At 70.5% G+C, this 18,860-nt stretch carries 24 protein-coding genes; 16 read left to right on the top strand and 8 right to left on the bottom strand.

Going from position 1 to position 18,860, the window contains the following annotated elements; translation table 11 throughout:
• Window positions 1–317: peptidoglycan-binding domain-containing protein (locus AC51EU_RS00585; protein ID WP_496264568.1), on the top strand; the 317-nt coding region annotated here is incomplete at its 5' end.
• A gap of 161 nt (window positions 318–478) precedes the next feature.
• Complete coding sequence (locus tag AC51EU_RS00580; RefSeq protein WP_496264567.1) at window positions 479–1,141, top strand: HAD-IA family hydrolase; 663 nt, start codon at window positions 479–481, stop codon at window positions 1,139–1,141.
• 25 nt (window positions 1,142–1,166) lie between these two features.
• Here the strand turns inward: AC51EU_RS00580 and AC51EU_RS00575 are convergent, their stop codons facing one another.
• Together AC51EU_RS00575 and AC51EU_RS00570 are read right to left on the bottom strand one after the other, a co-directional pair.
• Entirely contained in the window at window positions 1,167–1,748 is a 582-nt protein-coding gene (locus AC51EU_RS00575) for a TMEM165/GDT1 family protein (RefSeq protein ID WP_496264566.1), read from the bottom strand.
• 189 nt (window positions 1,749–1,937) lie between these two features.
• The gene (locus tag AC51EU_RS00570) at window positions 1,938–2,696 is read right to left on the bottom strand and encodes an ABC transporter permease (protein ID WP_496264565.1); all 759 of its coding nucleotides are present in this window, start codon (window positions 2,694–2,696) and stop codon (window positions 1,938–1,940) included.
• 198 nt (window positions 2,697–2,894) lie between these two features.
• Between AC51EU_RS00570 and AC51EU_RS00565 the strand changes: the two genes are divergently transcribed.
• Both AC51EU_RS00565 and AC51EU_RS00560 read left to right on the top strand, forming a co-directional pair.
• Window positions 2,895–3,539 (top strand): HNH endonuclease family protein, encoded by a 645-nt coding sequence (locus tag AC51EU_RS00565; RefSeq protein ID WP_496264564.1) that lies wholly within the window; start codon window positions 2,895–2,897, stop codon window positions 3,537–3,539.
• 276 nt (window positions 3,540–3,815) lie between these two features.
• Window positions 3,816–4,292 (top strand): DoxX family protein, encoded by a 477-nt coding sequence (locus AC51EU_RS00560; protein ID WP_496264563.1) that lies wholly within the window; start codon window positions 3,816–3,818, stop codon window positions 4,290–4,292.
• A 147-nt stretch (window positions 4,293–4,439) separates the two neighbouring features.
• Here the strand turns inward: AC51EU_RS00560 and AC51EU_RS00555 are convergent, their stop codons facing one another.
• A complete protein-coding gene (locus AC51EU_RS00555; protein WP_496264562.1) occupies window positions 4,440–5,093 on the bottom strand; it encodes a superoxide dismutase family protein in 654 nt (217 codons plus the stop codon).
• A gap of 291 nt (window positions 5,094–5,384) precedes the next feature.
• Between AC51EU_RS00555 and AC51EU_RS00550 the strand changes: the two genes are divergently transcribed.
• The gene (locus AC51EU_RS00550; protein ID WP_496264561.1) at window positions 5,385–6,011 is read left to right on the top strand and encodes a DedA family protein; all 627 of its coding nucleotides are present in this window, start codon (window positions 5,385–5,387) and stop codon (window positions 6,009–6,011) included.
• 288 nt (window positions 6,012–6,299) lie between these two features.
• On the opposite strand, the gene AC51EU_RS00545 is transcribed toward AC51EU_RS00550, so the two are convergent.
• The gene (locus tag AC51EU_RS00545) at window positions 6,300–7,220 is read right to left on the bottom strand and encodes a universal stress protein (RefSeq protein ID WP_496264560.1); all 921 of its coding nucleotides are present in this window, start codon (window positions 7,218–7,220) and stop codon (window positions 6,300–6,302) included.
• A 286-nt stretch (window positions 7,221–7,506) separates the two neighbouring features.
• Between AC51EU_RS00545 and AC51EU_RS00540 the strand changes: the two genes are divergently transcribed.
• From AC51EU_RS00540 to AC51EU_RS00525, 4 genes are all read left to right on the top strand, one after another.
• On the top strand, window positions 7,507–8,676 hold the full coding sequence (locus AC51EU_RS00540) for a methyltransferase (RefSeq protein ID WP_496264559.1): 1,170 nt from the start codon (window positions 7,507–7,509) through the stop codon (window positions 8,674–8,676).
• Between the two features lie 9 nt (window positions 8,677–8,685).
• On the top strand, window positions 8,686–9,342 hold the full coding sequence (locus AC51EU_RS00535) for a nucleoside/nucleotide kinase family protein (protein ID WP_496264558.1): 657 nt from the start codon (window positions 8,686–8,688) through the stop codon (window positions 9,340–9,342).
• Between the two features lie 101 nt (window positions 9,343–9,443).
• A complete protein-coding gene (locus tag AC51EU_RS00530) occupies window positions 9,444–10,109 on the top strand; it encodes a MarR family winged helix-turn-helix transcriptional regulator (protein ID WP_496264557.1) in 666 nt (221 codons plus the stop codon).
• Window positions 10,106–10,954 carry an alpha/beta fold hydrolase gene (locus tag AC51EU_RS00525; protein WP_496264556.1) on the top strand — a complete coding sequence of 283 codons (849 nt, stop codon included), beginning with the start codon at window positions 10,106–10,108 and terminating at the stop codon, window positions 10,952–10,954. Before AC51EU_RS00530 ends, AC51EU_RS00525 begins: the two co-directional genes overlap by 4 nt.
• A 146-nt stretch (window positions 10,955–11,100) precedes the next feature.
• Here AC51EU_RS00525 and AC51EU_RS00520 read toward each other — a convergent pair whose 3' ends face one another.
• The gene (locus AC51EU_RS00520) at window positions 11,101–11,652 is read right to left on the bottom strand and encodes a DoxX family protein (RefSeq protein WP_496264555.1); all 552 of its coding nucleotides are present in this window, start codon (window positions 11,650–11,652) and stop codon (window positions 11,101–11,103) included.
• Between the two features lie 590 nt (window positions 11,653–12,242).
• Between AC51EU_RS00520 and AC51EU_RS00515 the strand changes: the two genes are divergently transcribed.
• Window positions 12,243–12,533, top strand: a complete 291-nt coding sequence (locus AC51EU_RS00515) for a hypothetical protein (protein WP_496264554.1) — start codon at window positions 12,243–12,245, stop codon at window positions 12,531–12,533.
• Window positions 12,534–12,913: 380 nt separating this feature from the next.
• Here the strand turns inward: AC51EU_RS00515 and AC51EU_RS00510 are convergent, their stop codons facing one another.
• Window positions 12,914–13,396 (bottom strand): hypothetical protein, encoded by a 483-nt coding sequence (locus AC51EU_RS00510; protein ID WP_496264553.1) that lies wholly within the window; start codon window positions 13,394–13,396, stop codon window positions 12,914–12,916.
• A gap of 561 nt (window positions 13,397–13,957) precedes the next feature.
• Between AC51EU_RS00510 and AC51EU_RS00505 the strand changes: the two genes are divergently transcribed.
• The 5 genes from AC51EU_RS00505 to AC51EU_RS00485 all read left to right on the top strand — a co-directional run bounded on the left by AC51EU_RS00505 (window position 13,958) and on the right by AC51EU_RS00485 (window position 15,852).
• Window positions 13,958–14,149: a hypothetical protein gene (locus AC51EU_RS00505; protein ID WP_496264552.1), complete on the top strand. Its 192-nt coding sequence runs from the start codon at window positions 13,958–13,960 to the stop codon at window positions 14,147–14,149.
• A gap of 67 nt (window positions 14,150–14,216) precedes the next feature.
• Entirely contained in the window at window positions 14,217–14,459 is a 243-nt protein-coding gene (locus AC51EU_RS00500; protein WP_496264551.1) for a hypothetical protein, read from the top strand.
• Window positions 14,460–14,783: 324 nt separating this feature from the next.
• Entirely contained in the window at window positions 14,784–15,092 is a 309-nt protein-coding gene (locus AC51EU_RS00495; protein ID WP_496264550.1) for a hypothetical protein, read from the top strand.
• Window positions 15,085–15,582 (top strand): hypothetical protein, encoded by a 498-nt coding sequence (locus tag AC51EU_RS00490; RefSeq protein ID WP_496264549.1) that lies wholly within the window; start codon window positions 15,085–15,087, stop codon window positions 15,580–15,582. Before AC51EU_RS00495 ends, AC51EU_RS00490 begins: the two co-directional genes overlap by 8 nt.
• Window positions 15,583–15,852: a hypothetical protein gene (locus AC51EU_RS00485; RefSeq protein WP_496264548.1), complete on the top strand. Its 270-nt coding sequence runs from the start codon at window positions 15,583–15,585 to the stop codon at window positions 15,850–15,852.
• 417 nt (window positions 15,853–16,269) lie between these two features.
• On the opposite strand, the gene AC51EU_RS00480 is transcribed toward AC51EU_RS00485, so the two are convergent.
• Together AC51EU_RS00480 and AC51EU_RS00475 are read right to left on the bottom strand one after the other, a co-directional pair.
• Window positions 16,270–17,541 carry a tyrosine-type recombinase/integrase gene (locus AC51EU_RS00480; protein ID WP_496264547.1) on the bottom strand — a complete coding sequence of 424 codons (1,272 nt, stop codon included), beginning with the start codon at window positions 17,539–17,541 and terminating at the stop codon, window positions 16,270–16,272.
• Window positions 17,542–17,928: 387 nt separating this feature from the next.
• A complete protein-coding gene (locus AC51EU_RS00475; RefSeq protein WP_496264546.1) occupies window positions 17,929–18,300 on the bottom strand; it encodes a helix-turn-helix domain-containing protein in 372 nt (123 codons plus the stop codon).
• A 278-nt stretch (window positions 18,301–18,578) separates the two neighbouring features.
• Between AC51EU_RS00475 and AC51EU_RS00470 the strand changes: the two genes are divergently transcribed.
• Complete coding sequence (locus AC51EU_RS00470; RefSeq protein WP_496264545.1) at window positions 18,579–18,857, top strand: XRE family transcriptional regulator; 279 nt, start codon at window positions 18,579–18,581, stop codon at window positions 18,855–18,857.
• Window positions 18,858–18,860 lie beyond the last annotated feature (3 nt).

The following is an 18,860-nucleotide window of genomic DNA, read 5'->3' as shown; positions in this document are numbered from 1 at the left end:
TGGAGGGTCCGCCGTCCCGTTCCGCGGTGCGTACCCCGTCGTCCGGTTCCCCCGGGGACGGGCCCGCGACCGGGCCGGAGCCGTCGCCCGCGCTGCCGGTGCTGCGGGAGGGGTCCGGTGGGGCGGAGGTGGCGCGGCTCCAGCGCAGGCTGGGGCAGATCGCGCTCTACTTCGCGCCGGCCGACGGCCGCTACGGCGCGGCGCTGAGGGATGCCGTCGCCTATTACCAGCGTCTCTACGAGGTGCGCGGTGATCCCCTGGGCGTCTACGGGGCGGCCACCCGTGTCTCCCTGGAGTCCCGGACACTGACCCCGTAGCGGAGGCGCGCACTCCGCTGACCAGGGGCGGTTGTCGCTGCCCGGACGCGCTTTGTATCGTGTTGGAACAAAGTGGTTCCGCCCGCACTCCCTGACCGGCGGGCGGAGCCGCTTGTTCCCCCGCAGCACCCCTCGCCCCGCCGCGCCCAGGAGCCCCGCCGATGACGGCCACCACCACGCTCACCGCCCGCGCGCTGCTCCTCGACATGGACAGCACGATCGTGAACTCCGAGGCCGTGGTCGAGCGCTGCTGGCGCCGCTGGGCCGCCGAGCAGGGCCTGCCGGCGGACGAGGTCCTGGCCGTGGTCCACGGCCGGCAGGGCTGGGCCACGATGGCCGCCCTGCTCCCCGACCGCCCCATGGAGCTCCATCTGGCCGACAACCGCCGGATGCTGGAGCAGGAGACCTCCGACGTCGAGGGCGTCGTACCGGTACCGGGGGCGCCCGCCTTCATGGCCGCCCTCGACGCGCTTCCGCACGCCCTGGTGACCTCCGCCGACATCGCGCTCTCCGACGCCCGGATGGGCGCCGCCGGACTGCCCATGCCGCCCGTGCGGATCACCGCCGAGAGCGTGAGCGCCAGCAAGCCCGACCCGGAGGGCTTCCTCAAGGGCGCCGCCGAGCTGGGGTACGCCCCGGAGGACTGCCTGGTCTTCGAGGACTCCGAGGCCGGGATAGCCGCCGGGCGGGCCGCCGGGATGCGGGTCGTCGGGGTGGGCGAGCGCGCCGCGGCGTTCGCGCCGACCGTCTGCGTGCGCGATCTGACGCGGGTCCGCGTCGAGGCGCTCCCGGACGGCACGATCGCCCTGCACTTCACGGTCTGAGGCCGCGGGCGCGCCCCGGCGCCCCTCAGCCGGCGATCGCCTCGTACAGGCTCAGCCCCGCCAGCACCATCATCACCGCTGCGGCGACCTTGGTGATCAGCCGCAGCGGTACGCGCTTGAGCAGCGTGCGCCCGCCGACGATGCCCAGCCCGGCGACGGCCCACAGGCCCAGCACGGCGCCGACACCGACCGAGAGCGGGTCGGCGTAACGGGCGGCGAGGTTGGCGGTCATGATCTGGGTGAGATCGCCGAACTCGGCGACCATGATCATCGTGAAGCCCGCCCCGGAGACCTTCCAGAAGCTCTGGTCGGCGGGCGTCTTCACCTCTTCCTCGTCGTCGTCCTTCTTGAACAACAGGACGGCGGCCCCCGCCAGGAAGAGCACCCCGACGACCGCCTGCACCGGACGGTGCGGCAGCAGGGCGAGCGCGCTTCCGGCGGCGATGGCCAGGACGACATGGACGAGGAACGCCGCCGCGACTCCGGCGAAAACGTACGACGCCCGGTAACGGGTGCCGAGCATCAGGCTGGCCAGGGCGGTCTTGTCGGGCAGCTCGGCGAGGAAGATGACGCCGAAGACGACGGCGGCGACGGAGAGACTGAACACGGGAACGGGATACCTCGATCGGTCGGGCCGCACCGAGGAGGCCCGCCTTGAGGGGTCGCTTCGGCACGGCAGCGTCGGACACTGCGGCCGAAGGTCTCGCTGGCCCGTCGCGCGCGACGGGCCTCCGGGCGCCGGCCCACCGCGTCGTCGGGCGACGGGCGGGCAGTATGTCGACGGTCCGGCGAAGAGCTACTCCCCTTCTGCTGACGTCGAGGGTACGCGGTGCAGCCGTCCGCGCGCGACAAGCTCCAGCACCACCGCGACCGCCACCGCCTGCACCGCCATCAGCGCCACCAGCACGAACAACTGGACCGCACCGGCCTGTACGGGCGAGGCGCCGCCGAGCAGCATGCCGACGAACGCTCCGGGCAGCGTGACCAATCCCACCGTCCGGGTCTGGTCGAGCCCCGGCAGCAGGGCGTCGGACGCGGCCGGACGGGCGATCTCCAGCCGCGCGTCGCGGTCGAGCAGCCCGAGCGCCAGCCCCGCCTCGACCTCCCCGTGCCGCGCCTCCAGCTCGTCCAGCGCGCGGCGGCCGCCGAGGACGGTGGCGGTCAGCGCGCCGCCGATGAGGATGCCGGTGACCGGGATGAGGGTGAGTCCGCGCGGCGGGACCAGGCCGGTCGCCAGCAGAAGGCCGACGACGGGCACGACGCCCGCGGCGATCGGCGGCGCCGCCCACCACCACGTCCCGTTGCGGGTGATCCTGCGCCCCGCGGTGCGCACCGCCACGGCGAACATCAGCACGAGGAATCCCAGCAGCCGCGGCAGCGCGCCCACGACCCAGCCGATGAGGAAGGAGACCCCGGCGAGCTGGGCGGCCGCGCGCAGTCCGGCGACCGCGATGGCCCGGGCGTGCCCCAGGCGTGCCACGGCGGCGACGGTCACGGCGGCGGCCAGGAGGACGACGAGAACGATCCCCAGGGTGAGATTGACCGGCAGCAGCACGGGCCCACTGTAGGGGGCGCGTGCGCCGGTGCATTCCAACCCCTCGGCAACCGCACGCACATGCCTTGCCGTCAGATGGTTGATTCTGACGTGACCATGTCGTCACCCTGTTACCTGGCGCCCGTCCGGTGGTAACCCCACGCCTCCACCATGGGCCCGCGCAACACCTCAACTTCCCCCCACTTCATGGGAGTTCGGATGCCGAAACTCTACGCGCGTCGAGTCGCCACCGCCGCGGGATCGGCCATGGCACTGGCCTGCACCCTGATCCTGGGCGCGCCGTCCGCGCAGGCGGCGCCCCCCACCCCGCCGGACGCGGCCACCGCGCGCACGTACCTCACGCAGATCAAGGAGCAGGCCGAGGGATCGCTGGACGGCTACAGCCGCACCAAGTTCCCGCACTGGATCGACCAGGGCGACAACTGCAACACCCGCGAGGCCGTACTCAAGCGCGACGGCCGCGACGTCCAGCAGGACGACGCGTGCAAGGCGGTGAGCGGTACCTGGGTCTCGCCGTACGACGGCGCCACCTGGACCAGCGCGTCGGATCTGGACATCGACCACGTCGTCCCGCTGGCCGAGGCGTGGCGCTCCGGTGCGAGCAAGTGGACCACCGACCGCCGCAAGGCGTTCGCCAACGACCTGACGCACCCCCAGCTGCTCGCGGTCACCAACTCCGTCAACCGGAAGAAGGGCGACAAGGACCCGGCGAAGTGGATGCCGCCGAAGGCGTCGTATGCGTGTGAGTACGCCCGGATGTGGGTGGACGTGAAACATGTGTACGACCTGACGGCGGACACCGAGGAGAAGGCGGCCCTGAAGAAGATCCTGGACGGCTGCTGAGCCTCCGGGAGGTGACGACGCATCACGGATGAGGCCGCCCCGGGCACCCACCGGCCGCCACACGGCGCCGCCGGCACATGCCCGGGGCGGCCTCCGTCCGTTCACCGGTACACATGGAACCGGTGAGCGTACGCGTCACCCGGCACCCTCCGAGCAACCCAATTGGTTCAGACCAAAGGTCCCTTATGAGAGGAACTTGAACTTGCAAGCATAATAAGGCGTCCCTAACCTGGGACTTCATCGGTTCCGTCCCCCTCAGAAACCGAAGGAGCCCCTATGTCGGTCCCTCATCTGTCCGGCGGCCCAGCGCCCGCGAGGTTCACCCCCCACGCCCTCGGCCTCTTCCGTGTCGTGACCGGTCTGCTCTTCTCCTGCCACGGCATCGCCTCGCTCTTCGGCGTGCTCGGCGGCGCGGCCGGCAGCGGCGGGAGCGTCCCGACGGGCAGCTGGCCGATCTGGTACGCGTCCGTCATCCAACTCGTCGGCGGCACGCTGGTGCTGCTCGGCCTCGGCACCCGCACCGCGGCCCTGATCTGCTCCGGCTCGATGGCCTACGCCTACTTCTCGACCCACCAGGCGTTGGGGCTGCTGCCGATCCAGAACGGTGGCGAGGCGTCCGCGATGTTCTCCTGGGCGTTCCTGCTGCTCGTCTTCACCGGGCCGGGCGCCTGGGCCCTGGACAGCCTGATAACCCGCTCCCGCGGTCACGAGGAGTCCGCCGCCGAGGCGCGGCGCGAGCCGACCGCCGTCTGACCACCCCCAGGTCACCGCACCGGGCGTCCGCTCACGCCCGGCGCCACCGGCCCGTGCGACCGACCGGCCTCCGTCGGCCCGGTCGGCCGCCCGGGCCGGCCCCTTGAGATGAACGGCGTGCCGCTCACCCCGGACGGGTCGTCGCGCTCACCCCCCGAACGGGACGTTGACGCAGGCCAGCCGCCTCCCGGCCGCCCCCGCCCCGCCCGGCGCCCGGCCCGTGGCACGTTCATGGAGCACCACGGAGCGCGCCGCGCCCGGCCGGAACCGCCAGCCGTGCCGCGACTCCGCGGCGGCCGCCCCGCCGTCATCGGTCGCCACATCCAGCCACACCTCGTTGTCCGGATTGGCGTACGCCGGGTCCGCCGACGACCGCTGGGAACTCTCGCGGTCCTGATAGTGCGGCCCGGAGTCCTCCGGCCGCGCCCCGCACGCCCCGGTGTGCACATGCGCCCCGTACACACGCCGGGGGCGCAGGCCGCTCACCCGCAGCGCGACCGTCGTCGCGTTCCCCTCGGCCGACTCCTCCACCGCGATACGGGCTCCCGCGGGCACCGCCTCCTGGTCATAGGTGACCGCACCGGACGGGATGAAGGCGGTGGGCGGCGCGAAGCGCGCCTCCACCCGCACCTTCACGGCCCGCGCGTCACCGCCGTCCGCCGGCGCCCCGTCCGCCACCGCGGACACCGACGGCACCACGGCCGCCACGACCGCCGCCGCCACGGGCCAGACACGTCCCGCCCGCCCCGGCCGCCACCACGGACCCGGCGGGCCGACGCGACCCACTCGCCCCTTGCTCATCGCCCTTCTCCTCAGCTCGGTCCGCGCACTCGCGGCACACCGGGGCATACCCATCGATATGCCACCCACTGCCGAGAGGCTTCCCCGCCGGACCGCCGGGGAGTGCCATGCGGACGGGTGACAGCACCCCAGGGGCGCGCCACCAAACCGGGACACACGGGTGTGACGCGGACAACAACGCTTGCCCCGGGCAACGAATTGTCCGGGTCCCGGCGTACGCTGTGAGGGCTGTAAAGCCGCCCCTGCCGCCCCTGCGACGTCGCGGCGGGGTCCGGACCGGGAGAAGAGACGTTGGTGGAGAGCCTGGGGATCAGTGCCACCCCTTGGCTGTATGTGATCGTCAGCCTCTCGGTCGTCCTCGATGTCTTCGTCCCGATACTTCCCAGCGGCATCCTGGTGATCACGGCGGCCACCACGGCCGCCGGGGGCGCGGCCGGGACGGTCGGCGCCGTCCACGGCGGTGGCGATCCGGCCGCGATGATGCCGCTGGTGCTGTGCGCGGCGTCCGCCTCCGTCCTGGGCGATCTGATCGCCTACCGGCTGGCCTGGCGCGGTGGCGCCCGATTCGACCGCGCGATCAGCCGCTCCCGCCGTCTGACCGCCGCGCAGGAACGTCTCGGCACGGCCCTGGCCCGCGGTGGCGGCGGCATCGTCCTCCTGGCCCGGTTCGCCCCCGCGGGACGCTCGGTGGTGAGCCTGGGAGCGGGCGTGGCGCACCGTACGGCGCGCGAGTTCCTGCCGTGGTCCGCGCTCGCCGGTCTGATCTGGGCGTCGTACAGCGTGGGCCTGGGTTATTTCGGCGGCCAGTGGCTCGGCGCCTCCTGGCTGAGCACCGGCCTCTCGGTCCTCGCCCTGTGCGTCGCCGGCTCGGTCGCGGCCTTCCTGGTACGCCGCCCCGAACGGCACCCGACCCGCTGACGGACCCGCCCCTGGTCAACGCCGCGCCGCCGGCCGCGGCGCGGGCGTCCGGTGAGTGCACGGCCCTGGCACTGGGCCACCGGCCACACTCCCCGCACTCCGGTCCCGCCCCCGCCTCCCGGTACGGCACCCGGCCTCCCGCGCCATGGCCGGACGAGGCGTCCCTGGCGCTGTCCCCGGACGATGCCGCCCCTCCACCCGGGACGGTGCGCCATGCACCCGCCTCCGGTACCGGATGACACGGCGCGGCCCGGCGGCGTGCCGGGCCGCGTGGTGCTCCCCTCGGTGTTACGCGTCGCCGTCCGCGCCCTCGGGCCGGTCGGCGGGGACGACGGCGATCGGGCAGAGCGCGTGCAGCAGGACGGCGTGCGCCACCGAGCCGAGCCGGGGGCCGATCGGCAGCCGCCTGCGGTGCCGCGCCACGACGACGAGTTCGCTCTCCTGGGAGGCGTCCACCAGCAGTCCGGCGGCGTCCGCGCCCCGCAGCACCACCTCGACGGCGACGTCCGGGTACCGCTCGCGGTGCGGTGCCAGCACCTCCGCGAGCTGCTGCTGCAACGACTCCTCGTACCCCTGTTGCGATGCCTCGTAGGCCGCGACGTACTCGAAGGCCGGCGGCATCAGCATCGGCCAGGTGTAGCCGGAGAGCACCTTCAGCCGGGCGCCCCGGCGGCTCGCCTCGGCGAAGGCGAACCCGATCGCGCCGGGCTCCTCAGCGGTCGCGTCCACGCCGACCGCCACCTGCCTGCCGTCCGGTCCGGGGGCGGTGCCCTCGGCCGCGCGCCCGGAGCCGGCCCGGTCGGGGCGCGGCACGACGACGACGGGGCAGGCGGCGTGCGCGGCGCAGGCCAGGCCGTTGGAGCCGAGGAGCAGGCTGGCGAAGCCGCCGCGGCCGCGCGAGCCGAGCACCAGCAGCTGGGCCTCGGCCCCCAGTGCGGGCAGCAGGTTGTCGGTCAGCCCGCTGAGGGCACGGAACTCGATCTCCGGCAGATCGCCCTTCTCCGCCGTCAGCTTCTCCCGCAGTTCGTTCAGCACCAGGTCGCCGGTCCCCGCCGCCGCGGCGGCCGCGCCCTCCCTGGTGACATACGGCCACACGTGCACCGCCTGCAACGGCGCGGAGCGCAGCCGGGCCGCCTCCGCCGCCCAGCGCAGCGCCCGCTCGCTGTCCGGAGATCCGTCGACCGCGACAATGACCGGCAGGGTGTCCATGTACGCCTCCATACGACCAGCAGTGTGCAGTATGTCCTGCTCTTTTCATCCTCCCTCCCACCGGGCGCCCCCGACACGGGGCGAAAGTCCCGCCCTACCGGGGGCCTTGCGGTGCACGGCCGCCTCGACGCCGCCCTCAGCGCCCGGCACGGAGTAAAGTCGACCGTCACCACCCCGCCGTACCACTCCCGCAGGCCGCGCCGACCCGCGCCGCGCGAGCCGGCCCACCGCGTCCCCGCACCGGCGCCCGGAGGCGGTCCGAACCACTATCGCGAGGCACATTTCGGTGAACTCTCCGCCGGTCGTCGAATGGACCGAGGCCGACGAGGCCCGCACCGCCCGTTGGCGCTCCGAGAGCGGCGCGCCGCCCCCGCGCCGGATCGTGATCGCGGACGACCGGACCAGGGCCGACGCCGCGTACAAGCTCGCCTGCGAGGGCACGGCGCTGCTGTGGCGGGGCGATTTCCACAACGCCCGGCAGCTGCTGGACGCGATGGCCCGCCGCATCGACCGCCGGCCGCGCAAGGCGCCGCCGGCCGACCCCGCGCTGGCGTTCCACCGTCACCGCGCCGCCCAGAACCACCGTGCCCGCATCCTGGGCATGCTGCTGGTCCCCCTCGGCCCGGACCTCACGATCCCGCTGCACCGCGCCCCCGACGTCCGCGCGGCCTGCGCCCAGGCGTACGGGCCGCCGCGGCCGGAGGCATCCGGGCCGGGCCAGGACGAGCGGACCGCGACGGACTCCCTGGTCGCGCTCCGCGAACTCCTCGGCCTCATCGGCGCGTACGAGTGGCGCCGCAAGGGCGTGCCGGTCCCCGCACTGGGCGGCGACCGCATCCACCCGCACTACGGCGTCTTCTCACCGGCCCGCGGCGAATACGTCGACCTGGTGGCGCGGGCGCCGCTGCCCGCGCGGGACCTGGCCTTCGACATCGGCACCGGCACCGGCGTCCTCGCCACGGTCCTGGCGCGCCGCGGGGTGGCCCGCGTCGTGGCCACGGACCAGGACCCGCGGGCGCTGGCCTGCGCCCGGGACAACACCGAACGGCTGAGCGTCGCCGGCCAGGTGGAGGTGATCGAGGCCGATCTGTTCCCCGAGGGCCGCGCCCCGCTGGTCGTCTGCAACCCCCCGTGGGTGCCGGCGAAGCCGACCTCGCCCGTCGAGTACGCGGTCTACGACCCGGGCAGCCGGATGCTGCACGGCTTTCTCGACGGCCTGGCGGATCATCTGACGCCGGGCGGTGAGGGCTGGCTGATCCTCTCCGACCTGGCCGAACACCTCGGTCTGCGGCCCCGTTCCGCTCTGCTCGACGCGTTCGCCTCGGCCGGGCTCCGGGTCGTGGACCGGCTCGACATCGCGCCGCGCCACCCCCGGGCACAGGACGCCTCCGACCCGCTGCACGCCGCCCGCGCCGCCGAGGTCACCTCCTTGTGGCGTCTGGCCGCGGACGACTGAGGACCCGCCATGGACGTTCGGCATCTCCTCACCCGCGCCCGGCGCCTCGCGGCGACCGCGACTCCCGGGCGGCGCCGTCTGCTCGGGATCGCCGGGCCGCCGGGCGCGGGGAAGTCCACGCTCGCCGCCCATCTCGTGGCCGGGCTCGCGGGGCGGGCGGCGCTCGTCCCGATGGACGGCTTCCACCTCGCCGAGGCCGAACTGCGACGGCTCGACCGCCTCCACCGCAAGGGCGCGCCCGACACCTTCGACGCCGACGGCTACGCGGCGCTGCTCACCCGCCTGCGCTCCCCCGAGCCGGGAACCGTCGTCTACGCCCCCGCCTTCGACCGCCGTATCGAGGAACCGGTCGCCGGAAGCATCCCCGTGGCCCCGCACCTCCCGCTCGTCATCACCGAGGGGAACTATCTGCTGCTCGACACCCCGCCGTGGACGCGGGCCCGCGCCCTGCTCGACGAGGTCTGGTACGTCGATCTGGACGACGCGGAACGGGTCCGCCGCCTGATCGGCCGTCATGAACGCTTCGGCAGGCCGCGCGCCGACGCCGAGCGCTTCGTCCACGTCTCCGACGAGGCCAACGCCCGTACGGTGGCGGCCGTCCGGCACCGCGCCGACCTCGTCGTCACCTTCTCTCCGGGGGAAGCACCGCCACCGGCGGATGCCTGAATACGGGCGGCCTTCCGCCCCGCCGACCCCGCACTCACCCTTTCGTGGGAACGCCCTTGCCACACCTTCCAGAAAGACATCACCGATGTCATCATGACATCATGAGTGTCGACGAGGACGAGAGCGAGCCGCCCACCCGCACCGCCCCGGCCGGACGGACGGTCACCGATTCCCTAGGGGTTGAGCACCTTCTCCACGACGTCATCCGCCGCCTGTGGCCCCTGCACCGCACGATCGTCCGCGCCGTCGAACGCGAGCTGACCGGCACGGGCATGACCGCCGGCGAACACGCTCTCCTGGACGCCCTCCAGGCACAGGGCCCGCGGACCGTACCGCAGTTGGCCCGCACCCTGGGCCTCGACCGGCAGCCGGTCCAACGCTGGGTGAACCACGCCTCCGACCTGGGCCTGGTCGTCACCGCCCCCAACCCCGCACACCGCCGCTCACCCCTCATCCAGCTCTCCGACGAAGGGGACGAGGTGATACGCGGCATCCAGGGTTTCGAGCGGGCGGAGCTGCGCGAACGGCTGGCCGATGTGTCCTCGGACGAGATCACCACCACCCTCCGCGTCCTCGACCGGCTCGGCGAGGAGTTCCGGCACCTCGTCGGCGCCTCCCCCACCCCTGCCGGGGGTTCCGGTCACCCCGCGCACTCCGACACTTCCCGCGCACCGGACACCCCCACCACCTCCGCACACGCCGAAGGCCCGGGCACCACCCCTCCGCCTCACCGGACCCGCCACGCAAAGGACGGCACCGAGCAATGACCCACACCACGCCCACCTGGACCGAGGTCGAGAACGGCACGGTACCGATCACCGACGGCGAGCTGTTCTACGAGGCGGCCGGCACGGGCCCCGCCGTGGTGCTGATACACGGCGGGATGCTCGACCAGCGCATGTGGGACGAGCAGTTCTCCTGGCTCATCGGATCAGGGCTCCGCGTGATCCGCTACGACGCCCGCGGCCACGGCCTGTCCTCCAGCGTGTGCGGCGACTACGCCAACCACGACGATCTCAGGGATCTGCTCGACGCCCTCGCGGTCCCGCGCGCGGTGCTCGTCGGCCTCTCCCACGGTGCGCGCATCGCCCTCGACACGGCGCTCGCCCATCCGGCCCGTGTGACGGCCCTCGCGCTGGCCGCTCCCGGCATCAGCGGTCGCGCCTTCACCGACCCGTTCCTCCTGGAGAACATCAAGGAGCAGGTCGCGGCGGTCGACGAGCCGGACGGCACCGAACGGTACGTCGAGCACTTCCTGCGGATGTGGGTGGACGGTCCGCACCGCGACCCGTCCGCCGTCGATCCCGCCCTGCGCGAGCGGATGCGCGCCTCGGCCCAGGCCAATGCCGAGGTACACGCCGACGGCCTGGGCGCCGGCATCCCCCTTGAGGTCGGCGCCTTCGACCGGCTGTCGGAGATACGGGTCCCCACGGTCGTCCTGGACGGCGACCTCGACAGCTCGGACATCTCCTCCAACGCCCATGCGATAGCCCTGGCCGTCCCGGGCGCCCGACGGGTCCGCGTCCCCAGCGCCGGCCACATGGTCAACCTGGAGAACACCGCACTCTTCGATCACGAGCTGCACGCCTTCCTCAGCTCGCTGACCTACTGACCACGGGTCCGACGCGGCCCCCGGCCGTGCCCGGCGCACTGCCCCGATGGCGTAACGGAGGGGCGGGCCGGTCGCTCGACGACCGCCCCGCCCGTCCGGGTTCCCGCCCCGCTCCGGCGGGCGGATATGCCTTCTCTACTGGTGACTCACTTGCGGATCAGCAGCACGATCGCGGCGGCCACCACACCGAGAACCAGCGCGGCCACGCCGTACACCAGCCGGTGGGAGCGCAGAACCGGAAGGAAGCGGTCGACCGCGTAGCGGCCGGGGCCGGTCAGCGCGAGCGCGCCCGCACCGGCGGCCAGGATGATCTCGTACTCCACCCCGTCGGGCAGGAAGAAGCCGGAGCCCCACTTCACCGCAAGGGCGTTGATCATGATGCCCAGCACGGCCGCCGCGGCGAGCGGGGTGAACAGGCCGACGGCCAGTCCCAGGCCACCCAACGTTTCGCTGAGCCCGGCGATGACCGCCATGGTCTTGCCCGCCGGATAACCGCTCATGCTGAAGAACTGCCCGGTACCGTCCAGGCCCGGCCCCCCGAACCAGCCGAACAGCTTCTGGACGCCGTGAGCCGCCATCGTGAGCCCGATCACCAACCGGAACACCAGCAGTCCGACGTCGTAACCGTGCGAGGACGACGCGAGAGGCATCCGCTCCCCGGCGCGCGAGGTCTGGAGATTGGTCAGGGGATTCGTCATGACAAGGGCTCTTTCCCAATATCGGGGACACAACGGGCCGGCGGGCGGACCGCCAACCATTTACTTGAAACTTCAAGTCATCACTTTCGACCATACACAGCAGCCCCGCCAGGAACAACCGTCACCAGGAGAAAGGCCCTCAAACCAGACATTCACGCAATATTCGCTCGCGACCTGCCCGACGCCCCGAGGTAAGGGGAGACCTGCGACCACGGGCCACTCGCCTCACCCGAAACTTCCACGCCCCCAAGGGACTTCACCTACGATGACGGCCCCGTCGCTCCGGTGCCCCCACAGAAAGGCCCCTGTCCGCCCGCAGGCGTGCACGCATGTATGCACGTCCATCACAGAGAGCACCCGGCCCACGTGATCCAATTCAGCATCGGCAAGCTCGACGAACTCTCCGAGGACGGCCCGGCAGGACGCCCCTGCCTCGGCTGACGTGAGGGCATGCCCCCGGAGATCATTTACGCCTTGAACAGGGGCTGCTGGAGCCTCGGGGAGGAGGCCGCCTCCCATACGATCGCGCTCTTCGCCTCGGCGGGCGACGGCATCGTCCGCCTCGCCGTCGGCATCACGCGCATAGCCCCGTGGGCAACACCGCGCTCAAGGCCATCGAGGGCACCGCCCTCGGCCCCGGCCACCCGGTCCACGACCGCTATGTCGACAAGCCGGCGCCCGAGCAGCCGACCCAGCCCTTCCGCTACACCACCGCCGTCTGCGGCGTTCACGCCAAGGGAAAACACACCCCCTGCCCGTCACCGGCGAAGTGGATGATCTCCGTCGACGGCGACCATCCGGACCACCTTGCCTGCGGCCAACACATCACGGCCCCCTTGCACGGCGCCGCACCCCCTTTCCGCGCGACACCCTTCCGCTGACCGGAGGAGCCACCGCCGCCCCTGCGCCGAGCCCTCCGCACCGCAAACCCCTATCAGTTTCCTCACCGCCAATCCGGATATGTCTCCGCCCACCCACCAGCCCTTTCCCAAAGGACCGATTGACCGGCAGTCATTCCCCGCCCTCGGGCCAGCCTTTTCCCTCCCCCACAGACCGACGGCGTAAAGCAGCCGTGAGCCCCCTCTCCGGCTACCTCGCCTCGACCTCGTAAGCGGTCATGGCAAGCAAACGCCGTCGAAGACCTCGCCAATTCCAGCGGAGGGTCAACGGCGTCGTTCCGCATCAACGCGTCAGTCCGGTAGCGCCAACAAACCATCAGGTCATCCCGGTATCTCCGCCCCCGGGAAGCACACCCCGACAGTCATCCCTCCGCCGCTCGCTCGGCGCGCCATGCCTCCGCCGCCTCCGGGCAGCAAAGCGGCCTCCCCGCCTCGTCAATCGACCCCAATTCCGGGTAAATGTGGGCGAGATCAACGGTCAGTATTTCGCGCGGCAGATCGCAGATGCCGCACATCAGGTGCACTCCACTGCGATAGGTGCGGTCGCTCACGCGGCTGCCCGCCTCAGTCGCGGCAGGCAGCACCACATACACACGGATGGGCACCCCGGCGCCCCGTATGACGAAATCCAACACGGTCTCGCCCGTCGCCCACACACAGCAGTCGACGGTCGCGGGGTCGATGCCCAGCGCCTCCCGCCACGCCTCGAAATCGAGGGCGGTCCATACCTGCATATCGATGGTGCAACGCCCGGCCATGTACGCGCCGGGCAGTTCCGGGTGCGCCTCCGCCAGATCGGACAATGCCCGCAACGCTGGGCGCTGCTCGTGCAGGGTCGGGGTCATTGTGCTCACGGGAAGCGCCTCCGATTCTGGATCCGGTGGAGAAGCACGGACCGCGGGGGTCGCGCCAGGGGCGAGCCGGTTGACGTCCCCGGCTTGTTTCGGGGAAGGCCAGGCGTTCGGGCCTGCTCGGCAAACGGCTCGTTGGCGCCGAGGGGCGATGTGCGGCGTTTGTCCTCCCGGGTTCGGGCGGTCAAGCAGCCATCGGTGTGAGCGTAGATCGTTCGGACCTGCGCATCCTCTCCCGGATCTTGCACCACGACCACGTTCCCCTCACAGGCCCCCGACCACCGGGGCAATGCACCGCGGCCGTCGAGGCGGTTCGCGAAGGCGGTGAGCCGTGCACCAGGGTGGATGACCGACCGGCCCCCGCTCCGTAAGCGCGGCGGCATCAGGACCGCCTACCGCGCGGCCCACCACCCGCAACCGTAAGGCCTCCCACACCGGCGGCGACAACGGTCCTGACTCCCCCGCCAGTTCACTCGCGCCACGGACAACGGCCCAGAATCACAGCTGTTTCGGCCGACGAGGGAGCGAACACTGCCCGCTCTTCGGGACAAATCCATGGAAGATTCCGGCCCGCTATGTCGGGCAGGGAACGACGACCTGGACGGCGGCCTGCAGGCACTGAAAAAGATCGGACCGAAGGGGCTCGGCTTCGATTTTCTGGACGATTCGTGTGCACATTTCCAGGAAAAGTGGGAGTACGGCCTCAAGCAGGTCCGGGAGTGCGTGAAGACTCTCGCGACGATCTGAGGCAGGTGCAGAAGAACTACACCGGGACCGAACAGGCGAACATGGAAAGCATGGGAGCGAAGGGCTGATGGTCGGCGCAGAAGGCAACTGGCCCGGGCTGGGCTTCGACCCGGCACCGGGCGACGGCGGGACAGCCCATGGCCTCTCCACCAGCCTCGCCAAGGTCTCGGAGCGTCTGATGCACGTCCACGACGTGCTGGACAAGATCTCCAAGGGGAAGGGCGAGTGGACCGGTGAAGCCGCCGACGCCTTCGCCGGGAAGCTCGGCAAGTTGCCGGGATATTTGAAGGACGCGGGGTCCTTAGCGTGACCGCAGCTGTGGTGGGCGTGGCGGCCCTCTTCCTGCCCATCCTGGCACCGGTGGCGGTACTCCTGAGCGTGGCCGCTTTCGCCGGTCACGCCGCCCAGTACGCCGGGAAGGGCCAGCTCTGGCCGCCGGGGAAGAACATCAACAACTGGCTGACGCTGGGGGGACGCCCTCGGCGCCATCCCCGTAGTGGGAGCGGTCGGTCGTGGCCTGGCGTCGGGCGCGAAGGGCGCCAAGTTCGCCACCGGGGCAGCCAAGGTGACGCAAGGTCTGCGGGCGGGCGCCGTAGGTACGTCTCGGGGCGTGGCCCAGGGGTCGAAGGCAGCGATGGAGAACCCACTGTTCGCCAAGGGAGTCAGCCGCGCCGCAGCCGAGCTGGGAGCGAACCCCGCTGTGGCCGGGAACATCGCCAAGGGAGCTCAGGGAGCCTCGCAGCTCGGCCTGACGGGGCCGACGGCCGCCACTTTGTTCACCAGTGATCAAGGCGTGGGGGACGCTGCCGCCAAGACCACTGGCGCCAACAGCGTGATCACCGGCGCAGGCGGCCTATTCGGTGGCGGAAAGTCCGGTGCGGCCGGTGCACTGATCGGCATCGCAAACATGTTCGGTGCGGCCAAGGTGGGAGCAAATGGCTGAAGCCACTACGCCCTACACGGCCCCTGAATCCGCTGCACCCCTGCCCACCGTCCCCGTCCCGCTGTGGTTCGCCCTCCGCGAGGGCTTCACGGAGCTGCCCTTGGACGAGCCTTCGGACGAGCGGATGGCACGCCTCGCCCAGATCATCAACAACCTCTACCCGGACGAGTCCCCGGAACAGAAGCTGACCTATGTGGTCAACAGTGAGCTCATGCTGCTGGAGCTGCTGGAGCAGGACGCCGTCCACGTCTCCAGTTGCCTCTATCGCGTGGACGAAGACGAGCCCACGCTCACCAACGGCATGTTCAGCGTCTTCGTCCGCGACCAGCCCACCGGGCCGCCCGAGACTTTCGCCCGACGCACTGCGGCCGAGCTCGCGTCCCAGGACGTCGGCACCGGTGAATACCGTGAGGTGGCCACGATGCTGCTGCCGTGTGGGCCCGCCGTCGGTGTGGTTGAGGAACGCCAGGCGCCGGGCGCGGGTCGTTAAGTGGGCGACGAGGCAACCGGGGACGAGGAGAGGGAACTGATCCGCCAGGCGCAGCTCTTCCTCCCCTTCCCCAACGGGCGCCAGATCGCCGTCTTCTGTTTCACGACCAACGATCTTGAAGAGTGGGAAAGCTACTTCCCGTTCCTCACCCACATCCTCGGGTCGATCTCCTTCAGCCAGCCCACGCTGGCAGTGCCCCGCTCGCCGGATGCGGAGGCGGAGGCGGAGGCGGAGCAGGTGGCCGCCGAGATTGCCAACGTCTTCGGATGACGACTGCCGCCACATCGGTGATCATGGTGACGAGACTTCAGCCTGGGCTGTGGTCTCGTCGCCTGTAGTGGCTCCTGCGCCCGGTGTTGCCATCGGTGCCAGCGTGACCGGTCCAGGACGTGGTCGACTCTGCGACGAGCAGGCTTTACGGGGCGGGGGAACGAACGAAAGCCCAGGTCGGCACACGGCCTGACCTGGGCTTTTCGCTGGTGGAACTGGTGGGCGCAGACGGGTTCGAACCGCCGACATCTGCTTTGTAAGAGCACACCCCTTCCGCGCGCGTCGGTGTGGGCCCTTGTGAGCCTCAGTCGGTTTCGAGGGGCCCGGCCTCTCGGCCCCAAAGTGAGTTTCAGGCAGCCGCGATGAGTCTCGGTGAGGGGGTTTTGTGGACTCTATGTGGACCCTGGCTCCAGAGGGTCACGAAACGACCCGGAGTCCACATTCACCGCCTAGAGCTGCGCGAACCCGCTCCCGGGACCCTTCACTCTCATGCGTGTAGACCCACGTAACGCGGCCCCCACGGTCCTGTCCGAGCACCGTCTGCGCATCCTTCTCCGGCACCCCCGAGGCGTGCAGGCGTGTCGTCACCAGGTGGCGATACTCGTAGATCCTCGGCCACCACTCAGTGCGCCCCGTCTCCGGGTTCACGACCTGCCGGGCCACCCCTGCTTGCGTGATCGCTGCGCGCCACACGCGGCCGCTCAAATTGTTGGTGTTGAGAGCTTTCCCCTTCGGGCCGCGGAAGACCAGCTCCTCAACGTGCAGATCGGTTCCGTCGCCGATCGCGGATCGAGTCCGCGCGGGCTTCCACTTCTCGACCATGTACGTGACAGCCGAAGCCGCTCGCGGGGTGAGCGGCACTGTGCGGAACCCGGCCTTGGTCTTGGGAGCGGCCTGGCGTCGAAGCTTTCCGTCGTCACTGACGATGATCTCTTTGATATGGACCACCATTTCTTCCCAGTCGACGCAGTGCAAGCGGAGTCCGGCGTATTCCCCTGGCCGCATTCCCGTTTCGTGCGCAAAGTCCCGCAGGATGACCTGGTAGTACGGAGGGAGCGCCGCATGAATCAGTTCGTACTGTGCGGCAGTCGGCGGCTTAAGATCGTCAGGGTGTCTTTCTTTCCGCGTCGCCGTAACCTTCAATTTAACGGCAGGATTTTCGGGAATCCTTTTACCATCCAAAACCGCTGTCTCCAGTAGGGCGACGAGAACTTCTTTGACGCGTTTCTGGGTTTCGTGGCCCTTCACTTCTTTTGTGAGCCACGCTTGTAGTTCCGTGAGTTCCAGGTCCGCGATCCTGTACCCGCCCCATCGCGGTTCAATGTGCACGCGCCAGACGCCGTGAATGCGGTTCCGCGTGGTGACGCGCCCCTGATGCCGACGGATCTCCCACCACGTGTCCCACCAGGCTGACAGCCTGATCTGCCCGCGCTTCGGGTCGACGTACGTCCGCTGGCGGACCTGGGTGCGCACCTCATCCAGGAACTCGTCCGCCTCTTTCTTCTTCTTGAAATTCTTCGCTCGCTGCTTTCCCGTGGGGTCTCGATAGCGGGCTTGCCATGTTCCAATGCAATCGCGCCGGCTTTTGCGTTCACCGTGCTCGGCCGGCGGGTAGTGCTCCAGACATAGGCTGCAACCACAGTATTTACTGCGGTTCTGCCTGGGGTTATTGAAAGCCCTAGGCGCCATAGCGCGTCACCGCCTCGGCCTGCCGCTGCTGGGGAACTCGCGGGAGGATCCGAACGGCCTCTCCGCAAAAGCACATTGGGATACCGGGATCAGGCTGTGGTATAGCGAGTTCCCTGAGGATCTCTCGCACCATGCGGAGGGTGTAGACCTCGGAGAGGTAACTCGGCAGAGTGATCACCTTTTGCCGGTGATCCCATGGGACGGTAGGCAGGAACGGCGCGTACTGGACGCGGATGCACACAGAGACCCCCGGGCAGGCTGCGGAACACGTTTCGTGCGGCTGCTGGCTGGCCGTGGGGGAGGACATCGGCCTGTGTCGAAGTTATCGCGATTTAGTTCAGGATGCGACCACCCTGAACGCCCATCTTCTCACGGAGAGTGAGAGGTTCAGGTGGACCGGTTGCTGTCGCGCCAGGCCCGGAACGTGGTCTCCGCCAGCTCCTGCTGCTCTGCGGTGAGGTCCCGGAACATCTCCAGGATTCGCTCCTCGGCGTCCGGGCTCAGAGGGCCGGGCGACTTGCGGCCGGCGGCCGCGAAGATCTCCTGCTCGGAGAGCTTTGGGAAGGCCGCGGCGAGGGCGCGCAGGTTGTCGACGCGGGGGCCGCGGCCGGTGCCGCGTCGGCGGTTGACCCAGCCGTTGACGGTGGCCGGAGCGACGCCGATCCGTCGCGCGATCTCGCTTTCGCTGACGCCGTAGGTGCCTTTGAGGCGGGCGATGAGCTGCGCGAGGTCTTCGGGTCGCTTCTCGGTGCTCGTCACGCTGTAAGAGTGCACGCTGATCTTCTACTTTCGCAAGCGAAAGTAGGAGCGTGGCGCAGAGTGGCGCAGACCGATATGCGCTCCCGCGGCCTCCCCGCCGCGTGGTGGAGCGGTGGCGTATGCCACAAAGTTAGAACTTATGTTCGGAAAGCTCCTCCCCTGAGCGCAAGTCCCTGAAACTCACGACGCCACACTTGCGCTCACTGTAACTGACACAGTAAAACTGTAACAGCGACCGAGAGGCCGCCCCAACCGTCACTCGGTGCGAGGTGCCACGCATGCCCACCCTGATCCGCAAGAGCGAAGGCCAGGCGCTCCGGGTCGCCATGCAGGCGGCCGGACTCTCCGGCCCCAAGCTCGCCGCAGCCACTCGGGCCGCAGACCCGAGCGGGAAGGGCATCAGCCCGGCGATCGTCGGGCGGCTGACTGGGCAAGGGACGTCGGCGCGCGAGCGCTGCCGTCTGCGCACCGCACGACTGATCGCCGAGGCACTGGGGCGCCCCGTCGAGGACCTCTTCGTCGCGCCGTCAACTGCAACTGACACAGTGAAAAAGTAGAAG

The sequence above is a fragment of the Candidatus Streptomyces philanthi genome (genome assembly GCF_059553635.1).
The sequence above is the reverse complement of the archived record's forward strand: the minus strand, read 5'-3'. Positions and strand labels throughout refer to the sequence as shown.